We start from the raw sequence: 19,352 nt of genomic DNA, 5'->3' as shown, positions 1-19,352 counted from the left end.
CTAAATATTGAGAAATGTTACAAACAACAGAAAAAGAGGTCTCCCCCAAGCCGGGTGAGAAAAAAGGAATAAGCGTTGGGCTTATTCTAGGTTTTTTAATAGTGCTGTTGGCTTTACCTACAGTCATAAATTTTTATGCTCCGGGCATGGTTGATTTTTGGACGCATGGAGTTCCTCATTTGGCTCAAAGTATCATTGTGATCGTTGCTTGTTGCTTGATAATCTGGAAAGCTTCGGATGGGTTCGAAACAGCTTCAGATTATATTGGAGATCAATTGGGCATGGAAGCTGGAGTTAAAGGGGCGACAATCAATGCAATTGGTAGTTCTTTGCCTGAGTTGTTCACTACTTTCTTTTTTCTAGTTGTGCAAAAGGATGCGACGGGCTTTGCTGGAGGTATTGGAACTACTGCCGGCAGTGCTGTGTTTAATGCCATGATTATTCCTGCGGCGGTGATTCTTTCTGTTTCTTACTCGCTTAAGAGAGGGGTTACTGTTGATAAGAGAGTTATTTTGAGAGATGGTTTATTCTTGATTTTTGCTGAGCTTCTTCTGGTTGTTTTACTGAATTCCACGGAGATGACATGGTTGCACGGTGTGATCTTGATGTTAATCTATGGTGGTTATATTGCCATACTTAAGTTTTTCAAAATATCCAATGCTGACGGTGATTCCGAAGAAGAAGAGGAGGAAGAGGACGAGTATGTTGACGGAAGTATTGTTGGAAGATTGAAGTCTTTCATGGTTTTAAATATTGAAAACGCGGTGCTTGGCGGCAAAGCGATGTCAAAGGGATTGGCTTGGTCTCTATTGGCTGTTGCGACTGTGATTATTGGATTAGCTTGTCACTTACTGGCTGAAGCTTGTGTGATGCTTGGAGAAGCACTTAATGTAGCTCCGTTTATTATCGCTATTATTTTCGCCGCTGCCGCTACAAGCGTGCCTGATACGTTTATTTCGATTAAAGATGCTAAAAAGGGTAATTACAATGATGCTGTAGCTAATGCTTTAGGTAGCAATATTTTTGACATTTGTTTCGCGCTTGGCTTTCCATTGGCGATTTATTGCTTTTTCAATGGAAATATCCCAATGGGAACAGGCGAAGCTTCGAGCTTTGTAGGGGAGTTTCGTGTCTTATTGTTGATATTTACCGTACTTGCATTTTTTATCTATTACTTTGGTAATAAAATGGGTAAAAGCAAAGCGTTTATGCTATTTGGCCTTTATGGAGCATTCTTGCTGTATACTTTGGCTTATGTTTACGCGCCGGATTCTGTGAGCGGAATACGTTCGTTTTTAGCTTCTTCCAACGACTTTTTCTCTCAGTTTAATATCCTAAATTAAATTTCTACGTATATTAATTATACGTAGAAATAATAGTATTTGAATAATGAAAATCGAATCATAGGCATTTCTATCGATTCGATTTTTTTAATTTATATAAGGTATGTTTAATAGCTTGAAAAGACTTTTTAATGTTCTAAAAGCTGAAGGAGATTCAGCGATTCAAAAACATGAAGATCCCGAAAAACGAATAGAAGAGGGAATAGCGGAGTTGAAAAAAGACCTTAATGAAAGTATGCTTGCTCTTCAGGAGGTTAATTCGTTTTTGATCGAGGAGAGAAAAGAGCTTAACCAGGCTCGCAAAAAGTCCAGAAGCCTTGAAGACAGGGCTGCCAGTGCGATAAAGAGAGCTGAAAGTGGACAGATGAGGGCTAGAGATGCCGAAAGAGTAGGCTTGGAGGCGATGACTGAAAAAATGGAAGTAGACAAAAATGTCCAATCGCTCGAATCCAATGTGGATAAATATGCTCAGATGGCTGATAAGCTAAATGCGAACATCTCCAATATAAAATCAGAAATAACCACTTGGGAGAAAGACTTGAAAACGCTTAAAACGCGCTCTAGGGTAAGCAAGTTGTCTACGGATATTAATAAGCAATTAAGCAGTATCGATGTGGATTCCACTTCCAAGCGTATCAACCGAATGCGCGAGAGTGTGGAGGAGCAGGAGCTTTTGGCAGAGTCATATGAGTCGTTAATCAATGAAAAGGACAGTATTGACAATGAGATTGATCAAGCGCTAGCTACTAATAACAGCAATAATAATAGCGAGCCTGAGCCAACTTCGCGACCTAAGTCAGTTGAACCTTTGCCTGTGGAACCAAAAGAAGCAAGTGTTAATCCTCGAGCAAGCAGGCCAAAGACTGAATTGGAGCTTATGAGAGAAAAATTGAATAGACAGTAAACTCCCTCTAAGCTTATTTACTTTTCTTAGTTGGCAATACAAAGTTGGAGTGCCAATCAGATATGATGTTTAAAATGTATCGTGAAAAATATAAATATGTAATGCAATAAAAAATCGACGCAAAAGTCGGTTTTTTATTGCTGAACTTTAGCTTACCAGTCATCAGCCGTTTTCTTTTTGAATCCCGTGGCAAATAAGTTTCTGGCGCCTCGAATTCCGCATTTTTGATATTTATGGTAAGCTTGAGCAGCTCTTTCTTCTATTTGGCTCCCCGTTTCGTTTTTAATCCACCCGTCAATTGCGGCTTTGAGCGTGTAAGCCTCTGGAGCCATCAAGTGAGTGGTCCATAATATAGGGTTTGCTTGTGCTTTTTCTATCTCGGGAGAAAAATAGTATCTGCTAAAACAAGCGAGCATGATTGCGTCTTTTTTCTTAGCCTTCACTTCTTGGTATGTCAAATACACATCAAACTCCATCAATCCATCATGACCTATATAAGCGACTAAGTCTGAATCTCCACCAAAGCTTAAATTTTTATTTTTATTCTCAATTTCAACTGGGTTTTGAGCATTGGAAGCTAAAAGAAACTGCTCAATGCAAGTTTGTATTTGTTCACCATCATACGCGTCTGCCAACATATATATGTCTTCTGTTGCATGCTTGAATAGCAATCGATCAAGAATAATAGGATTATCAGATTCAATTTGCTTTACCAAATTCCATTCTTTGGTCTTTAACTTAAAAAATGATTTGACGCCATAGCCTGCTCCCCAATACAGATTGAGCCTAGGGTCTTTGCCATTGCCTATTTTCTCAGGCACCGGCACTATTCCTTGATGAATATTATCACACAATGCGACAAATACATGGATGGTTTTGGTTTGTGAATAAGCACTCAAACAGTAAAAGGTTACGAGAATAAGTGTAAGGACTTTTTTCATATTAAAAATATAATGCATTGCAATTGAGCTCTATTATAATATACAAAATGAGAATATGAATAAAAAATGATTAATTAAGCTTGTTGATGCATAGTTGAAATTTGTATTGGAAATGTAAATTGCAATTCACAACAGATGAAGAGTAGTTAATTTTGAAAAATCATGTCTAGGGCATGATTAATAGTATCGAAAATTAATTGGTGTAGTAGCTATCACATTTCTATCTATTGGGTTACAGGAATAACGAAATAGAATTGAACCTTTGCTGGTTCTGCTTCTTACATGCGAACATTATTTGATCTGGCATCTTGAAACGAGGACTTGAGTTATAAAAGAAGGATACAATATTGTTAATAAATACATTCAACAGTTGAAGTAATTATTCAAATATGCTGACATAGGGTTGTCACAAAGTCAATTTACTTTTACAATAGTTATTAATTAAAACTAGACGAGTGATGAAACACGAATGGAGAAAAGCAGAAAAAGAGCTATACCTGCCAAATCAGAAGCCAGAGTTAATAAATATTCCAAAATTTAAGTTTTTCACAATAGAAGGTTGCGGGAATCCGAATAGTGAAAGTTTTGCGGAATATATTGGAGTGTTATATTCAATATCTTATGCAGTTAAGATGAGTGTAAAGAAAGAAATTGAGCCTCAGGGTTTTTTCGATTATACTGTATATCCGCTTGAAGGAATTTGGGATATTAGCGAAAAAGCAAAAGAGCAAAATATTACGAAGTTGAATAAAGATGAATTAGTCTTTAAACTAATGATTCGTCAGCCGAATTTCGTAGATGAGGAATATGCCAAATTTATTATTGAAGAAACTAAGAGGAAAAAGCCACACCTGCTCTTGGAAAAAGTTAAATATGAGCAAATTACAGATGGAGTTTGTATTCAAATGATGCATTATGGTAGTTATGACAATGAACCTGAATCATTTGCAAAAATGGAATTATTTGCAAAAACAAAAGGGTTTAACCGAAAGAGTAAAACTCATAGAGAGATTTATCTCAATGATGCGAGAAAAGTAGCTCCAGAGAAACTAAAAACTGTTTTGAGGTTTTGGGTCGATAAAGAAAAAGAATAAAGCGCAAACCGTTAATAATGGCTCAAGTCTAGTATGCCTTTTCACTGTGGGGACGAAAGGTATGCTATGTCTTTTGCTGGTTCTGCAATTTAGATAAATGCGAACCTAATATGATCTGTCATCTTTGGTGCAAAGTTCTATGTTTGCACTGGAAGTGCTGTTTAAATTGTGATTTATAACAGTGTTGTGAACCAGCAATAAATTTTTTAAAAAAATAAGGTCATTTGGAAAGAAAAATATACGTCGATGATATCAAAAGCCATTTTATTTTAATGATTTAAATAAATAATAATATTGAGTAAGGTGAAAAATATTAGATTTGTATTCAAAACATATAAAAACTAAAATTTAATATGAAAAATACATTTTTATTCACTTTGTTGATTTTATTGAGCCTTACCAAAGCATTTTCACAAGATCAATCAATTTTTCTCGGAGTTGGTTATGGAAAATTAATGAACAATATTAATTATAATTCTAATATAAATAGTGAAGTCGAAGCAGATGGAATAGAAATCGAAACTGGATATAAAAAACAAATATTTATAGATAAGCTCTATTTTGTTCCAAATGCTAGTGTTGGTATATATAAAAATGCAAGTGTCAATTTATCTAAAGAAAATACTAATGACTATGAATATAAAAGCCTTGTCTTTCATTTGAAATCTAATTTTCAATATGAATTATTTAAGGTGAATAATTTCAAATTCCTATTAGGTCTTGGTGTCGGAGCTTGTTACAAGTCTTATGATTTAAGTTTAAATTCAGAATACCATAATAGTTTTTATCGAATTGATGAATTTGGAGAAAGTAACATATTTGTCATGTATAATATCATGGCTGGGATAAAATATAATCCTGATCAAAGTAAATTTTATTGTGAAATTATATTGCCTGAACTAAGTAATGTTGCATATAGTCAAGATGAATCCAAATTTACTGAAATAAACTTTCAGTTGAGAATAGGATATAAATTTTAAGCGAGTTTGTAGCTTTATATAATACACATAGGCATAATTAGAGTATGCATTAAATTGAAAAGATAAGAGGCCATAACGACGAATATAATAATCAGCTTAGTAATATTACTAACAGTTGTCTTCTACCGAAAAATTGTGGGGAGATAAGGTGGAGGTATTCAATAGCTTGGTCTAAAATTTTGGCTTATATTGATTATTGGTATCGATAATATTTTATGAATTTCCTTTAGCTCTATTTTAATTAATAAAATATATTTTATCTTGAAAAGGTGATGAAAATGAATATTTCATCATCTATTTTGGAGGTGAAAATCAATCAAAATTTAAAACGCATGTAATTGGCTATGATTCGTAGTTATTTAACTTGTGCAGTGATAATAATGACAGTATTATTGCAAACAGCTTGCTCGGTAGATGATGCACTTACATTGAAAGTACCTAAGGAAGGGTTTGAAGTGGTTCAACATATTCCTGTGAATGCAGAAGGAAGAAGTCAAAATACGCTTTACTTAAATCCAAGGAGAATTAAATCCGATGAGTTCAATTCTTCTGAACTTAATACACTTATAGATAGCATGTACACTGTAATGCTTAGAAAGGCTGGTGTGGGGATTGCTGCCAACCAAATAGGGAAAAGTTTGCAAATATTTATCATTGAAGCTAAAGCTGATAATCCAAGATACAAAGTATTAGGATCTGTTGAAAAACAGGTTTTTATTAATCCCAAAATCATCAATGTCTCTAAGGCGCGTAAAAATTTTTGGCATGGATGTCTAAGCGCTCATGGAGAAAAAAGAGGGAATGTGGCAAGTTTTGAATGGATTGAGTATGAATGTCAAAATCAAAAAGGTGAAATACAACGTGGAAAGTTGGAAGGGTTTGCGGCAGTAATATTTCAACATGAGTTCAGGCACTTGATGAAAGGAACATATTTAGATCATGCTAATCATTTATTACCTAAGGAAGAATTGGGTATAAAAATTAAGACAGGAGAGTTGCCTTTTTTTGAATTGGCAAATGATACTTTACCCATACTTATTGATGGCTACCAATTAGGAATAGCTCTTGATGAATATTGAAACGATAAGACTGGCTATAACTAGAGCTAAAATATATGCCCTTTGATTTTCTACACCGTTGTACTTCATTTCAAACGGGAGTGAAGCTGAATGTTGAAAGTAGGAATTTTCAAATATATTTATAGTTTATTTTTGGTTTTTATCAATGATTTTTATTAAATATTTAATACTGTCAATGTTGACAGTTATTGTGTGCTTAATGCCCTAAGCATATTTTTGATTTATGATGAAAACATGATGGGTTTGCATGGCAAAAGACAATATTCCTACACTATTATTTAAGCTAAAAAGCTATAATCACATTAAACTTTATTCAAATGGAAATTAAAAAAATATCTATAGCTGATAAAATGTCCCTTTTTGATGATCATTGGAATCCTCGCATTGTTGGGGAGCTTAATGGACAGCATGTTAAGCTTGTTAAAGCGCAAGGGGAATTTGAATGGCACAAGCATGACAATGAGGATGAAATGTTTTTGGTTATCGAAGGAGAGTTTGACATGGAGTTGAGGGACAAAACGATTACTATCAAAAAGGGCGAGTTCATTATTATTCCGCGTGGGGTAGAACATAGACCGGTAGTGGAAAACGAGGTTCAGGTAATGTTATTTGAACCTGCTAATACAATTAATACCGGACAAAACGAAAAGTCCGATCTCACTCAAGAAAAAACCGAATGGATCTAAAGAAAATTTGAATCAAGAGCTAAGTCTTCGCTTGGCTAGCAGAGTCCAATATGAAGGCTTGATTTTGATTAGAAAGAAATCGCAATTATTGATGAAGTTCTCCTGCTAATTCGTATCTCCGATGCAAGATTAAAATAAGCATCAGAGATGCCAATAAAAACAGGTTCACATTGGATATGATGAGCCTGTGGTAATATGGAGAAGATTAAATGGCTATTTCTAAAAAAGGACTAAGACAAATAATTGTTGACAATCGTGAGTTTTACTGGAGATTCAACGAAAAAGTATTCGTGATAGCTCAAGAATCGTAAAATAGTTTGTTGATAATAGATTTGGGATGCTATGACATTTGGCTTTATGCGAATGATCAAGAAAGCAAGCCCCATGGCTTTGAACCTAAAAGCATTACTCCAAAGTTTGTAAGTAAATCAATCGCATATGCATTAACTCAAGGATGGAGTACTGATAAAATGGAATTAGAGTTTCGTAATGGTAATTATAATAAGAAATAATACCTTTTTAAGTGAAATGATCATAGGAGTAAATTAAAAATGAGCAAAACAATTAATGTATATACTAATGATTGGGTAAAAGAGTGTGTTGAGTTGGCATTGTCAAATCACTTAATTTGTTCAGGGAAACGATCTGACTTACAATGGTTCGGAACCACATTAATTCAAGCGTTAAATCATCAGCCTAATTCACAAACCAGCCCCATTTATGGAAAATTGGCAGTAAATTTTGAGGACTTTTGCTATCAACTTTGTCATTCCACTCCTTGGGGGTTCGAAATGGGTATAAATTGGAATGCTGTTAAAGATGTTATTCGAGGCGAAGGTTTACCCCAACATAAGTTCTTTATACTCCATGATGCCCAATACATGTATTTTAACAACTTTAAGGACTTTAATACACTAATAGAAATATTTTTGGAAGTTGCCCTTGAGCATGATGAATATGGCCAAAACCTAAAAGTGATAGTACTGTTAGAGGAGCATGAAAAAACAAGTGTTCGAAAACTTATCAGACGCAAAGAAAAATATCCGATTGAAACATTGAAAATAATTCAAGAAGGATTATAAAGCCACTCTAAACTTTCATGAGTAAGCTTCAAAGATGACGAACCAGCTGATTTTTTCAAGACAAGATACTATAATCAAAAAAGCCGGCTCATCTCTAAGCCGGCTTTTCACATTTATATTCAGAATATCTTATCCGTTGATTCTTTTTCCTTCAAATGCGATCTCAAGGATGTTTTTGAAGTCTTCCAGCTTCACCATGTTTGGTCCGTCGCATAGAGCTTCGTCTGGGTTTTCATGCACTTCAAAGAAGAAGCCATTGGCACCTACGGCAGCGGCTGCGGCTGTAAGGTATGGGGCGTATGCTCTGTTTCCTCCACTTTTTCCATCCAGACCACCCGGCTTTTGTGTCGAATGAGTCACATCCATCACGACAGGAAATCCGAATTGCTTCATGTCAACGATATTGCGATAGTCAACGACTAGGTTTCCATAGCCCATCATATTGCCACGTTCAGTCAATACTACTTTGTCGTTGCCTGCATCCACAACTTTCTGAGCAGGGTATTTCATATCATTTCCAGACAAGAACTGGCCTTTTTTGATATTAATGATGCGACCTGTCTCTGCTGAAGCTACCAAAAGGTCTGTCTGGCGGCAAAGAAATGCAGGGATCTGAAGGATATCAGCTACTTCACTTACCGGCGAAGCTTGGTATGACTCATGAATATCCGTGCAAATCGGCAGGTCAAACTGATCCTTGACTTTTTGCAATATCTTCAATCCTTCTTCCATGCCCGGACCTCTGAATGAAGTGATGGAAGTACGATTAGCCTTGTCAAATGATGCTTTGAAGATATAAGTCAGATCAAAATCCTCAGAAATCTTCTTGATCTTTTCAGCCAAACGCAAGATCATGTCTTCTCCTTCGATGACACATGGTCCTGAGATAAGGAAATTGCCTTCTTTAAGTTTATTGTAAAGTGTATTGCTATCCATTGATGCTTATGTTTTTTGCTTTTATAAAAGTGACGATGAAGTATAATCCCCCTTTGAAGGGGGCGAAGGGGGATGTAGTGCGTAATGATGAACATCCCTCTAACTCCCTTTAAAGGGAGAATAACCTAATTAATACTTTATAAACCTTTTACAGATTTTTATATATATTTAATCTCAGAGATATTTGACAGAACATCCCCCTACCCCCTTCTAAGGGGGACTTCGCTGTTTTCAAGTGGTAATTTAATACTTGAAAACAGGAAATTGACTAGACTTCCAACGTTTCCATGATTTTTCGAGCTTTCTCAAGGTCTTCAGCCGTATCAATTCCCACAGGACTGTAATCGGTTTCAACCATTTTGATAGCGTATCCATTTTCCAAGACTCTCAACTGTTCCAGTTTTTCCGTCGTTTCCAGATACGTTGGTGTCAGTTGACTGTATTTCTGAATAAAATCTTTGGTGTAGCCATATATTCCCAGATGCTTGAAGTATTTAAGGTCTTCAGGAAGAAGCTCTACACCTTGCAGGCTGTCAAATAGATCTCTTGGATAAGGTATCGGGCTTCTGGAGAAATAAATAGCGTAGCCTTCGGCATTAGTGACAACTTTGACCACATTCGGATCCAAAGCATCATGGACTTTGCTGATCGGAGTCTTGACGCTTCCCATTTGCAAGTCAGGGTTTTCGTCAAACTGCCCTGCCAACTGATCAATCACCTCCGGACTGATCAAAGGCTCATCTCCCTGCACATTGATGATCACATCAGCTTCAATGCTTTGCACTGCTTCAGCAATGCGATCTGTGCCGGATTGATGGGCTTCTGAAGTCATGATAACATTTTCAGTAAACTCAAGGCAGATTTCTTTGACTCTTTCGCTGTCTGTAGCGATGTATACTTCGTCAATATAATTCGCTGACAAGGCTCTTTCGTAAACCCACTGCACTACAGGCTTGCCGGCAAGGTCAAGGATGACTTTTTCCGGCAAACGCGATGATCCCAAGCGAGCTGGTATGACTACGATTTTTTTCATTTCAGTCAATGGATTTAAACGTTAATATCATAAATCTGCAATACGCCTAGAAGCTTGTTGTCCTCAGCGACTAACAGAGAGTTTATCTTATAATGATTCATCAGTTCTTCAGCCTCAGCGATCTTAGCCTGAGAAGCAATCGTTTTAGGATTTGGAGTCATCAGCTCTTCAGCCGTTAACTGAAAGAAGTTTTCTTCCTTGGATTCCATCGCGCGACGAATGTCTCCGTCAGTGATAATTCCTGCGATAGATTCTTCCTGCATCACAATAGCCAGACCAAGTCTGCCTTCTGTAATCTTGGCGATAATCGTCTTCGTGTTGTCTTCTTTACTGATGATCGGCAAGTTTTCACTTTTCATCAAGGTAGAAGCATTGGTAAGCAATCTTTTTCCAAGACTTCCTCCAGGGTGGAATCTAGCAAAATTCTCCGCTTTGAAGCCTCTTTCATACATCAAAGCAACAGCCAAAGCATCTCCCATCACCAAAGTCGCCGTAGTAGACGACGTTGGCGCCAATGAAAGCGGACAAGCTTCTTCTTCCACCGCTATATTCAGGTGATAATTCGAATTTTTTGCTAAAGTAGACTCAGGATTGCCGGTCATGGCGATAAGCGTATTGCCATTGTCCTTGAAGAAAGGAATGATGTTCAACATCTCATTCGTTTCCCCTGAGTTGGAAATCACGATCACAACATCTTCAGGAGTCACCATGCCCAAGTCTCCATGAAATGCTTCTCCGGGATGCATAAAAAACGACGGCGTGCCTGTGCTTGCCAGCGTAGCGGCGATTTTCTTACCGATGATTCCTGATTTTCCCATTCCTGAGATCACCAGCTTGCCGTCTCCGGCCAATATCTCCTTCACTGCCTTTTCAAAATCCTCCGTGAGATTCTTCTTCAAGTCAGCGATTGCTTTTGCTTCTATTTCAAATACCTTTTCGGCGTATTGAACTATATTTGATGTTATTGTCTCCACAGTCTTAGTCTATTTTGATTCCTTGTTTGCCAACTGGCCGCATGCCGCATCGATATCTTTTCCACGGCTTCGTCTTACATTGACAGTAAGGTTTTTCTTTTCCAAAAATGCAGCAAATTTATCCAGTCTGTCCTGTTCAGTATTTACAAAATCTGCTTCTGCTATAGGGTTGTACTCAATGATATTGATCTTGCAAGGAATGCGTTTAGCAAAGTCGAACAACTCTTGGGCATCTTGCAACGAGTCATTTACATCATAAAATACAATATATTCTAAAGTGATCTTATTCTTAGTCTTTTTATAGAAATATTGAAGCGCTTCTGATAGCGCCGACAAAGTATTGGTTTCGTTGATAGGCATGATCTTGTCGCGCTTCTCGTCGTTAGCAGCATGAAGCGATAGCGCCAAGTTGAATTTTACCTCGTCGTCAGCCAGCTTTTTGATCATCTTAGCGATGCCGGCTGTGCTCACCGTGATACGCTTAGGCGACATGTTCAAGCCTTTTTCAGAAGTAATATATTCCACCGACTTCAACACATTGGCATAGTTAAGCAATGGCTCTCCCATTCCCATGTACACTATGTTTGTCAAAGGGTGGTTATAATTTTCTTCCGCTTGTTCTTTGATGCGCACTACTTGGTCGTAGATTTCTCCCGCGTCGAGATTACGAAGCCTGTCCATATATCCGGTCGCGCAAAATTTGCAGGATAATGAACAACCTACCTGAGAAGACACACAAGCTGTCATACGATCTTCTGTAGGAATCAATACGCCTTCCACCAAGTGCGTGTCATGCAGTTTGAAGGCCGACTTGATCGTGCGATCGCTGCTTACTTGATAGTTATGCACTTGAACAGGCAGTATTTCAAAATTCTCCTTAAGTAATTCTCTGGTTTTAAGCGAAAGATTGGTCATTTCGTCAAACGACTTGGCGCTTTTTTTCCAAAGCCACTCATGCACCTGCTTGGCGCGGAATGCTTTGTCTCCATTCTCTGTAAAGAATTTTTTGATCTGCGCAGCAGTCAGTTTACGAATATCTTTTTTTGTGGTAATGCTTGTCATGTCACAAATTTACATAAGCCAAAGGCCTTCTGAAAATAAACTAATAGATAAAACGATGTTGAATGTGGAAAATTATATGCTAATGATATGATTGCTTGTTTGCGCGTTTGATCTTTCGGAAAATTTATCTCCTATGATGCCTTTTGCATATATTGCGAATCCATAACTGAACTGGAAATTCAAATGAGGGTGATTCTGATATTATTAGCATGTGTTTTTAGCGTATTGATCTTGGTTAATGAGATTGCTGCTCCTCAAATCTCAGCTTTTGAAGAATCAAAATGCACAAGATATTGCCATAATGTGGTTTGCAAGCATCAATTAATCAAACATGGCGATGCGGAGCACGGCAATCTCTTTTGGAAAGTGATGTTTAGCTTATATCGGAAGAATATTTTGATGTTAAGAGAGAATCCCTTAGGCCTGACTTATGAGCAAATGAACCTTTTGGTCTATGTGATCATCGTTCCTGCGATTGCTTTGTTATTGCTGATTAATTTATTGAGAAAAAATTATGGATGAAACTATTGACTGGCTGTATTGGTATTTGACGGATTTTTGCCTCAATGCGGCTAATCTATTGGGTTTGACTTATGTGGAGTTCAATATGCTGTTGTTTTTATTGGTCATTCCCGGCGCAATATTCATTCTTTTGATAATGAATGCTTGGAAGTTTTTTAAGCGAATGAATTGAGCTTTCGCAATACGCTATGGCTCAAAAAGCGGGATGGCAGGCTATAGAAAACTTAAAACATAGCCACCCAGACTGCCTGCCAGCACCAGCCACATGGAGTTGATGTTTTTTAATGTTAGGCTAAGTCCTATGCCCATAGCTGCCAATGCGATCGTTTTCCAATCAGTGAGTGTTTCCAAGCCCATGTCGATCAATACGGCGGCGATCAAGGCCACAGCGGCAGCGTTAACGCTGTTTAGAAAGAGCGCGAACGGTTTGGACTTTCTCATTTTGGGAATGATAGGATTCAGGACCAGAATCAATAAAAAAGACGGCAAAAACATACCTAGTGTCGCGAATATAGCGCCTTGTACACTTCCTAATTGATAGCCAACAAATGTCGCTGACGAAAGCACTGGCCCTGGCGTGAACTGCCCAACAGCGATTGCGTCCATTAATTCTTGTTTGGTCATCCAGCCGCTTGCAACAAATTCTGCATCAAGATAAGCGAATAGCAAATAACCACTGCCGTAAAGCACCATGGCTATTTTGATAAACATTCCGAATATTGACATCATCGATAGCCTGTTTTCCTCGCTTGCCAATGGCATGAGCACTAAAGGCGCGATAGAATTCAATGCTGTTATCTTATTTTCCTTGATCCAGAAATAAATTGCTCCTATGATTCCTGAAGATAGAAGACATACAATCTCATTGACGCCAAGCAAACTGGCCGTCATTGCCGCTGCTCCAAGAATCCAAAGTTCACGATTTTTGAATGCTTTTGGCGCCAGTTTCATTACCGCAGAGAAAATAATGGCGATTACAGCTGGTTGTATTCCGTAAATGAAGGGTTCCACTTGAGGCACTTGGCTGAATTTGACATACAAATAGGCGAAAATGCCAGTGATGATAACAGCAGGCAATATAAATGCTAGTCCGCCGATAAAGAGGCCTAGTATCCCGGCGCGTTCCATCCCGCAATGCATCGTCATTTGTGTTGAATTCGGGCCGGGAATGAGATTAGTCGCTCCCATAAGGTCCAAAAAGTGTTCCCGAGTCATCCATTTTCTTTTTTCCACGACTTCTTTTTCCATCATGGCCAAGTGAGCGGCAGGACCTCCGAATGCTATGCAACCTAGTTTGAACATTACCTTTGCCAGCTCGGGTAGATTTTTATGTCTATTCATAGTTAAAGCTTTGGTTCATTGCAAAGGTAGTGGATGGCCAAAGCTATACATGGTCTGTTTGAAAAGTCTACGGTATGTTATAATGTCTGACTAGTTGCGTTTTTCTATAAGGGAAGAAGACCGGAATGCTCCTGGAGTTACTTGAGCGTGTCTCTTGAAATATTTTACAAAGTGCGAACTGTCTTTGAAGTTAAGGTGAAAGGCTATTTCCGAGATAGAGCTGTTGCTGTGAGCTAGAAGTCTTTTGGCTTCTTTGACTATGTGAGCGGCTATGACTTCGCTTGCGGTCAAGTTTTCGATTTTACGGCAAATGGCATTGAGGTTTTGGGGGGTGGTGTTAAGCAGTTCCGCGTAGTTTTCCACCTTGCGATCGTATTCTTTGTTTTCGATCAACAAATCGACAAGCTGTTGATACAGGTTTTTGCTTTTGTCCTGCGTGGGTTTTATATGCAATGCCATTTGAAGAATTTTGCCGAAAAGGGCTTTGAGCAATCCTTCCACAACATAGGGAGATACAGTGAGCTCTTTAAGTTCTTTTGCCAATAATGAAAAAAACTGTGTAATGGACTCGTCTTTGGAGAGTAGAATATGCGAGTGCGAGAACAGCTCGTTGGCTAGCTCAAGAAGTGCTTTGTCATGGCTGTTCATTATAAAATCGCTTCGAAATATCATCACATATCCTTCTGGCTCAGCATCCATGTCCCAGTAATGAATTTGCTCCTTTCCTATGCCAAAAACCATTGGAGGCTGTATGTCGATTTTCTCCTGATCAATGGCGTGAGTTCCATGGCCTTGGCTTAAGAAAATAAGCTCGAAATAATTGTTGTGCTTATGAGGTTTAGTTGTGCGAACATGTTTTCTGAAAGCTTCCACCTTTATGGAATTCTTGTCACTGGATTTGTCTTTGATGTCGAGCGGTTGATGCATTTTCAAGTTATTGGTCACCGATACAATTTAATACAACTAGTTTATAGAATCAAAAGTTTATACTGTCGGGAGAATTTTTGTAAACATGCTTATGCTTTAATATTATTCAAAGTTTTGATCAGTATTATTTTGTCTTTACTTTTGCTTGTAGGGATATTTTTTAGAGCACAGATACATTAACTATTCAAAACGCTAGATGAACAAAGGCAATTTTTTTTCAAGGAATTTATCTTTTAGGAGTAAACAGATAATCAATTTTGGAAGCATGATGGTGGCGACAACTATTTTGCTTATAGGCTTTGTGGGCTTTAGTATCAATACTACTGCTTTTGATTTTTTTGTCAATGAGTACAAACCGGTTGTCAATAAGAATACTTTGCATGAAGTGGAGAATCTTTTTTTGAGAATGGATTTGTCCTTGATGAAGTATGAGGAGAATATGGAGTTGATGGAAATGGTTTTTGAGGGAAACCCTGACTCCTATAATGATATTCAAAAGCATTTGAACATGGCTAGCCACAATAAAGACGCATTTGAGAATGTGGGAATATTGTTGTTGGATTCAGATGTATTGATTCATAGAAGTCAAATTCTTCCTGACGCAAGCCAGAACAAAGGAGTCAAATGGTTAAGAGACAATTTTTTGCCTTCGCCAGGCCGAGAGTTTTGGAATTTTCAAGCCAAGGATAAAAAGTTGTATTTGAATTTGAAGCTCTTTGACAAGCAGGGAAAGCCGGTCGCTATTTTATATGCCTATAAATCCATAGAAGATTTCACTAGGGAGATATTTAAAAATGAAATTGGTGAAAACGGGCATGTGTTTATCGCTGATGCGAATGGGGATTTGTTGTTATACAATCGTCAGAAATATGAAGAGCGACTGAATAATGTCAGAGAAGTCGCTTTGTTGGAAGCATGGGGAATTGACAAAAAAGCGCTAAGAAGTTCCTCTGAAGAATTCGAATATCAAGGAGAACAATATTCCATGTTCATTTCCTCGATAGAAGGAACCGACTTCTTTTTGATTTCAAGTTTTTCAGTGGATGAAGTGATTTCTCCTATATTGAAAACGTTTGTTTTTGAAGTGATGATTACGTTGGGTGGATTGTCATTGATATTTTGGATAGTATTGTTTGTTATGAGCAAAAGGACTTCTAGGTATTTGGTGTCTTTGGCTAAGACATCTGAGAAAGTGGGACGTGGAGAAATCGTAATGGCTGACGACTTGAGAGTAAGCAATACCAAGGAGTTTATTTTGCTTCGAAAATCTTTTGAGCAAATGGTGGACAGGCTTCGCGAAGTCGTCGACTTCGCCCAAGAAATAGGCAGAGGAAACCTGGAAAACAAGCTTACCGTCAAGCATGATAAAGATGAAATGGCCAAGGCTTTGATGCAAATGAGAGATGCCTTGAAGGGAATGAGGAAAGAGACTGCGCATAACCAAAAATTGTCTCAAGCTATTGCTGATTTTAGCGAGATTTTGAGGTTGAAGCATAATGATCTGGATATGTTGGCCAATGAAGCATTGAATTTTATTATACATTTTGTTAATGCTGCTCAAGGGGGATTGTTCGTGCATCGCAAAGATTCCGAAAACGGATATTTGGAACTTGCGGCTATGTACGCGTATGACAAGAAGAAGCACTTGCATATGAAAATCGAAGAAGGAGACGGTTTGGTCGGTCAGGTGTTTAGGGATAAAGAAGGAATATATTTGACGGATTTGCCAGAAGAGTATATTCAAATTACTTCAGGACTGGGCAATGTCAATCCAAGTTCTTTGATTGTAGTGCCGATAATGCATAACAATACTGTGCAGGGAGTTTTGGAATTGGCTTCTTTTCATGTCATGGGAGAATTGGAGAGAAAGTTTGTTGATAAAGCAGTGGAGGCGATGTCTTCGAGCATAGCGATGACTTTGGCTTATAAAGAGACTCAAAGGCTTCTGGAGCAGTCCGAGAACAATAAGCAACGCATGGAAGATCAGGAAGTGGATCTCAGACAAAATCTGGAAGAGCTTAGCGTGACCCAAGAAGAGATGCGAAAGATGGAGTTGGTCAGTCGAAAAAAGAACAGGCACTTGGAGGTGTTCATGAATTTTCAGCAAGAGCTATGCTTGTCAGTGGATAAAGAGTACCGAGTAATGTTCATTTCCCCTGCTTTGCAAACGTGGTTGTTGCCGTTTGGATTTAAAGTAAATGAGGGGGATCAGATCAAAGATGCGATTCCGGAAATCTCCAAGGAATTTTGGATGGATATACTGGAAGTAGGCATGCGAGGTTATCATAAAGAAATAACGGATCGAATGCCGAGCACTAAATTGATGTGCAAAATTTCCGTAGTTCCTGTATATCATGAAGGCGGTGTTGATGGAGTGATTCTGCTTGTGAATAACATTTCCGAGGATATCATAGATCAGAATGATTCGAAATCGATGTTGGAACTTGGGCGATAATTTTGAGTCATAAGCTCCGCTTCAAGTTGCGGAGCTTATGATAAAGATCAAACGTTCAAATTGTTGGGTTGGAAGTTATTGATTTGCTTGTAAAATTCGTTTCGAACAGCAATGTCATCAAAGCTTCCTCCGTATTCAATGGTAGTGGTCAAGCTGTTTTTATCTTTTATGCCACGGGAAGAAACGCAAAGGTGCTTGGCGCTGATAACTATGATCACATCTTTGGTCCCAAGCGTTTCTTGAAGATCGGTAAGTATCTGGAGGCAAAGTCTTTCTTGCACTTGTGGTCTATGCGAATAATAAGCAACCAGACGATTGATTTTTGACAGCCCGATAACTCTGTCTTTAGGAATATAGCCTACATGAGCAATGCCTGTGATAGGAAGAAAGTGATGTTCGCAAGAAGAATCAATGGTGATGTTTTGCTCCACGAGCATTTTCTTATACCCATACTTGTTTTCGAAAGTAGACAATTTAGGCTTGTTCTCAGGATTAAGACCATAGAAGAGTTCCTTTACAAACATTTTAGCAACTCTATAGGGAGTTCCTGAAAGGCTATCGTCAGTCAAGTCAAGGCCAAGTTCTTCCATGATGTTGGAAAAATGCCCCTGAATGTTTTTGATTTTCTCACTGTCCGACTTTTCGAAAGCATCCGGTCTTAGTGGAGTTTCCACACTAGTCGATACGTGATTGTCTCCCAGTAACTCAATTTGATTGTTGTCCATGTATTATTTGGTTTTATTTCAGGAGCCAATGCAGCACTTTTTCGCTTTGCACTGGCAGAATTTCTTGTTGTAGATATGCAATAAGATCAAGCTGGTCGCTAATGCGTAAATGGAGAGCTCAGGAAGTTGCACCAATGCAATATTCTCGTTGAGGATGACCAATAGCATCGCGGACCAATTCGCCCAAAACGCTACTTTGACCCAATGCTTTGAAGTGGTTTTACTGGATTGATAGATCGCTATAAACGATATCGCTATGAACAAAAAGTCGATCGACTTCCACCAAAATGGACTTGAATCGCAACATGTGGATGAGCATGTCTGAGCAATGAAAAGCAACGGGGTAGCCATGCAATGAATGAGGCAAAGTCCACTAGCCATAGCGCCAAAGATGTCTGATCTTTGATTTAGATACATCGATAGATTTAATTTTTGCAACATAAGTGCAATTTAGCTGATCTTAAGTTAAATGCAACTATGTTGCGTTTATTAATTCTATCATACGGAGCAACTTATTATAGTGTTTATAAAAATCATAAATTAATTAAAAAAGCCGCCGCTATATTAAGCTTCGGGGTATTTGTTTTTTGCGATTTCCTTGATAGTGTGATTTTCCAGAACCTTGTCTGGATAGGGGGTGAGCACCACGTTGATCATGGCTTTGCCGATATCCGAACTCATGATAGCGGATTTTGACTTGATGAGCAGTGGAAAAAAAGGCTTCAATAAGGTGTAAATAATATTGTACCAAGCCGTTTTGGATTTGATCCCTTTTTCGGGAAAAATAGCTCCCGGTCGAAATGCGTAAGCATCCTTGAATCCCATAGCCAAAATCATATTTTCGGTTTTGCCTTTGACTCTTGCCCACATGGCGCTTCCTTGTTCGCTGCTGTCCGTGCTCATTCCGGATACAAAGTTGAAGACGAGTTGATTGTTCAGCTCAAAAAGCGTGTCCGCGAGGGCTTTGGTCATGCCATATATGATTCGAGTATAGTCTTCCTCATTCATGCCTAGCGCGGAGACTCCCATGCAGTAAAAGCAAGCGTCGTAGCCTTTCAGCTCCTCTTTGATGGCTGAGAAATCTGAAAAATCCTTGTGGATGACTTCTATTAGCTTGGGGTTTTCGATGCCGACAGAACTTCTGCTGATTGACAAAACTTGTTCGACATTTTCACTAGCCAAGCATTCCATTAAGACTGATTTGCCGACCATTCCGGTGCTTCCTGTGATGATTACTTTCATAGGTTTGTCCTTTGTTTTCAATACTG

20 protein-coding genes are annotated in these 19,352 nt (G+C 38.3%); 10 read left to right on the top strand and 10 right to left on the bottom strand.

All coding sequences use genetic code 11. From position 1 onward, the window contains the following. The first annotated feature begins 14 nt into the window (after positions 1-14). Complete coding sequence (locus AABK36_RS16010) at positions 15-1,343, top strand: sodium:calcium antiporter (RefSeq protein WP_309940325.1); 1,329 nt, start codon at positions 15-17, stop codon at positions 1,341-1,343. A gap of 103 nt (positions 1,344-1,446) precedes the next feature. Further along, a complete protein-coding gene (locus AABK36_RS16005; protein WP_309940327.1) occupies positions 1,447-2,247 on the top strand; it encodes a PspA/IM30 family protein in 801 nt (266 codons plus the stop codon). 152 nt (positions 2,248-2,399) lie between these two features. Here the strand turns inward: AABK36_RS16005 and AABK36_RS16000 are convergent, their stop codons facing one another. Continuing rightward, positions 2,400-3,146 (bottom strand): hypothetical protein, encoded by a 747-nt coding sequence (locus AABK36_RS16000; protein ID WP_309940328.1) that lies wholly within the window; start codon positions 3,144-3,146, stop codon positions 2,400-2,402. A 500-nt stretch (positions 3,147-3,646) separates the two neighbouring features. On the opposite strand from AABK36_RS16000, the gene AABK36_RS15995 reads away from it, so the two are divergent. The 5 genes from AABK36_RS15995 to AABK36_RS15975 all read left to right on the top strand — a co-directional run bounded on the left by AABK36_RS15995 (position 3,647) and on the right by AABK36_RS15975 (position 8,109). Continuing rightward, positions 3,647-4,282 (top strand): GyrI-like domain-containing protein, encoded by a 636-nt coding sequence (locus tag AABK36_RS15995; protein ID WP_309940329.1) that lies wholly within the window; start codon positions 3,647-3,649, stop codon positions 4,280-4,282. 353 nt (positions 4,283-4,635) lie between these two features. Continuing rightward, on the top strand, positions 4,636-5,262 hold the full coding sequence (locus tag AABK36_RS15990; RefSeq protein WP_309940330.1) for a hypothetical protein: 627 nt from the start codon (positions 4,636-4,638) through the stop codon (positions 5,260-5,262). 380 nt (positions 5,263-5,642) lie between these two features. Next, complete coding sequence (locus tag AABK36_RS15985) at positions 5,643-6,341, top strand: peptide deformylase (protein ID WP_309940331.1); 699 nt, start codon at positions 5,643-5,645, stop codon at positions 6,339-6,341. Between the two features lie 317 nt (positions 6,342-6,658). Next, a complete protein-coding gene (locus tag AABK36_RS15980) occupies positions 6,659-7,027 on the top strand; it encodes a cupin domain-containing protein (RefSeq protein ID WP_338390286.1) in 369 nt (122 codons plus the stop codon). 551 nt (positions 7,028-7,578) lie between these two features. After that, positions 7,579-8,109, top strand: a complete 531-nt coding sequence (locus AABK36_RS15975) for a hypothetical protein (RefSeq protein WP_309940334.1) — start codon at positions 7,579-7,581, stop codon at positions 8,107-8,109. Positions 8,110-8,238: 129 nt separating this feature from the next. On the opposite strand, the gene kdsA is transcribed toward AABK36_RS15975, so the two are convergent. The 4 genes from kdsA to rlmN all read right to left on the bottom strand — a co-directional run bounded on the left by kdsA (position 8,239) and on the right by rlmN (position 12,114). Beyond that, positions 8,239-9,045, bottom strand: a complete 807-nt coding sequence (kdsA, locus tag AABK36_RS15970) for a 3-deoxy-8-phosphooctulonate synthase (RefSeq protein ID WP_309940335.1) — start codon at positions 9,043-9,045, stop codon at positions 8,239-8,241. 268 nt (positions 9,046-9,313) lie between these two features. Continuing rightward, complete coding sequence (kdsB, locus tag AABK36_RS15965) at positions 9,314-10,078, bottom strand: 3-deoxy-manno-octulosonate cytidylyltransferase (RefSeq protein ID WP_309940336.1); 765 nt, start codon at positions 10,076-10,078, stop codon at positions 9,314-9,316. 14 nt (positions 10,079-10,092) lie between these two features. Continuing rightward, the gene (locus AABK36_RS15960; protein WP_309940338.1) at positions 10,093-11,052 is read right to left on the bottom strand and encodes a KpsF/GutQ family sugar-phosphate isomerase; all 960 of its coding nucleotides are present in this window, start codon (positions 11,050-11,052) and stop codon (positions 10,093-10,095) included. Between the two features lie 9 nt (positions 11,053-11,061). After that, the gene (rlmN, locus tag AABK36_RS15955) at positions 11,062-12,114 is read right to left on the bottom strand and encodes a dual-specificity RNA methyltransferase RlmN (protein WP_309940340.1); all 1,053 of its coding nucleotides are present in this window, start codon (positions 12,112-12,114) and stop codon (positions 11,062-11,064) included. A gap of 183 nt (positions 12,115-12,297) precedes the next feature. On the opposite strand from rlmN, the gene AABK36_RS15950 reads away from it, so the two are divergent. After that, on the top strand, positions 12,298-12,636 hold the full coding sequence (locus AABK36_RS15950) for a hypothetical protein (RefSeq protein WP_309940342.1): 339 nt from the start codon (positions 12,298-12,300) through the stop codon (positions 12,634-12,636). Next, positions 12,629-12,808: a hypothetical protein gene (locus AABK36_RS15945; protein WP_309940344.1), complete on the top strand. Its 180-nt coding sequence runs from the start codon at positions 12,629-12,631 to the stop codon at positions 12,806-12,808. The genes AABK36_RS15950 and AABK36_RS15945 overlap by 8 nt, the downstream gene beginning before the upstream one ends. Before the next feature lie 41 nt (positions 12,809-12,849). On the opposite strand, the gene chrA is transcribed toward AABK36_RS15945, so the two are convergent. Then, a complete protein-coding gene (gene chrA, locus AABK36_RS15940; protein WP_309940347.1) occupies positions 12,850-13,977 on the bottom strand; it encodes a chromate efflux transporter in 1,128 nt (375 codons plus the stop codon). Between the two features lie 90 nt (positions 13,978-14,067). Continuing rightward, positions 14,068-14,904, bottom strand: coding sequence for a helix-turn-helix domain-containing protein (locus tag AABK36_RS15935; protein ID WP_309940348.1), 837 nt, complete (start codon positions 14,902-14,904; stop codon positions 14,068-14,070). A gap of 265 nt (positions 14,905-15,169) precedes the next feature. On the opposite strand from AABK36_RS15935, the gene AABK36_RS15930 reads away from it, so the two are divergent. Further along, positions 15,170-17,359, top strand: a complete 2,190-nt coding sequence (locus AABK36_RS15930) for a GAF domain-containing protein (RefSeq protein ID WP_309940350.1) — start codon at positions 15,170-15,172, stop codon at positions 17,357-17,359. Positions 17,360-17,406: 47 nt separating this feature from the next. Here AABK36_RS15930 and folE read toward each other — a convergent pair whose 3' ends face one another. The 3 genes from folE to AABK36_RS15915 all read right to left on the bottom strand — a co-directional run bounded on the left by folE (position 17,407) and on the right by AABK36_RS15915 (position 19,326). Beyond that, on the bottom strand, positions 17,407-18,084 hold the full coding sequence (gene folE / locus AABK36_RS15925) for a GTP cyclohydrolase I FolE (protein WP_309940352.1): 678 nt from the start codon (positions 18,082-18,084) through the stop codon (positions 17,407-17,409). 18 nt (positions 18,085-18,102) lie between these two features. Next, positions 18,103-18,525, bottom strand: coding sequence for a MerC domain-containing protein (locus AABK36_RS15920; RefSeq protein ID WP_309940354.1), 423 nt, complete (start codon positions 18,523-18,525; stop codon positions 18,103-18,105). 123 nt (positions 18,526-18,648) lie between these two features. Then, entirely contained in the window at positions 18,649-19,326 is a 678-nt protein-coding gene (locus AABK36_RS15915) for an NAD-dependent epimerase/dehydratase family protein (protein ID WP_309940355.1), read from the bottom strand. Positions 19,327-19,352 lie beyond the last annotated feature (26 nt).

It is taken from the genome of Aureibacter tunicatorum, assembly GCF_036492635.1.
Classification (GTDB): Bacteria; Bacteroidota; Bacteroidia; order Cytophagales; family Cyclobacteriaceae; genus Aureibacter; species Aureibacter tunicatorum.
The sequence above is the reverse complement of the archived record's forward strand: the minus strand, read 5'-3'. Positions and strand labels throughout refer to the sequence as shown.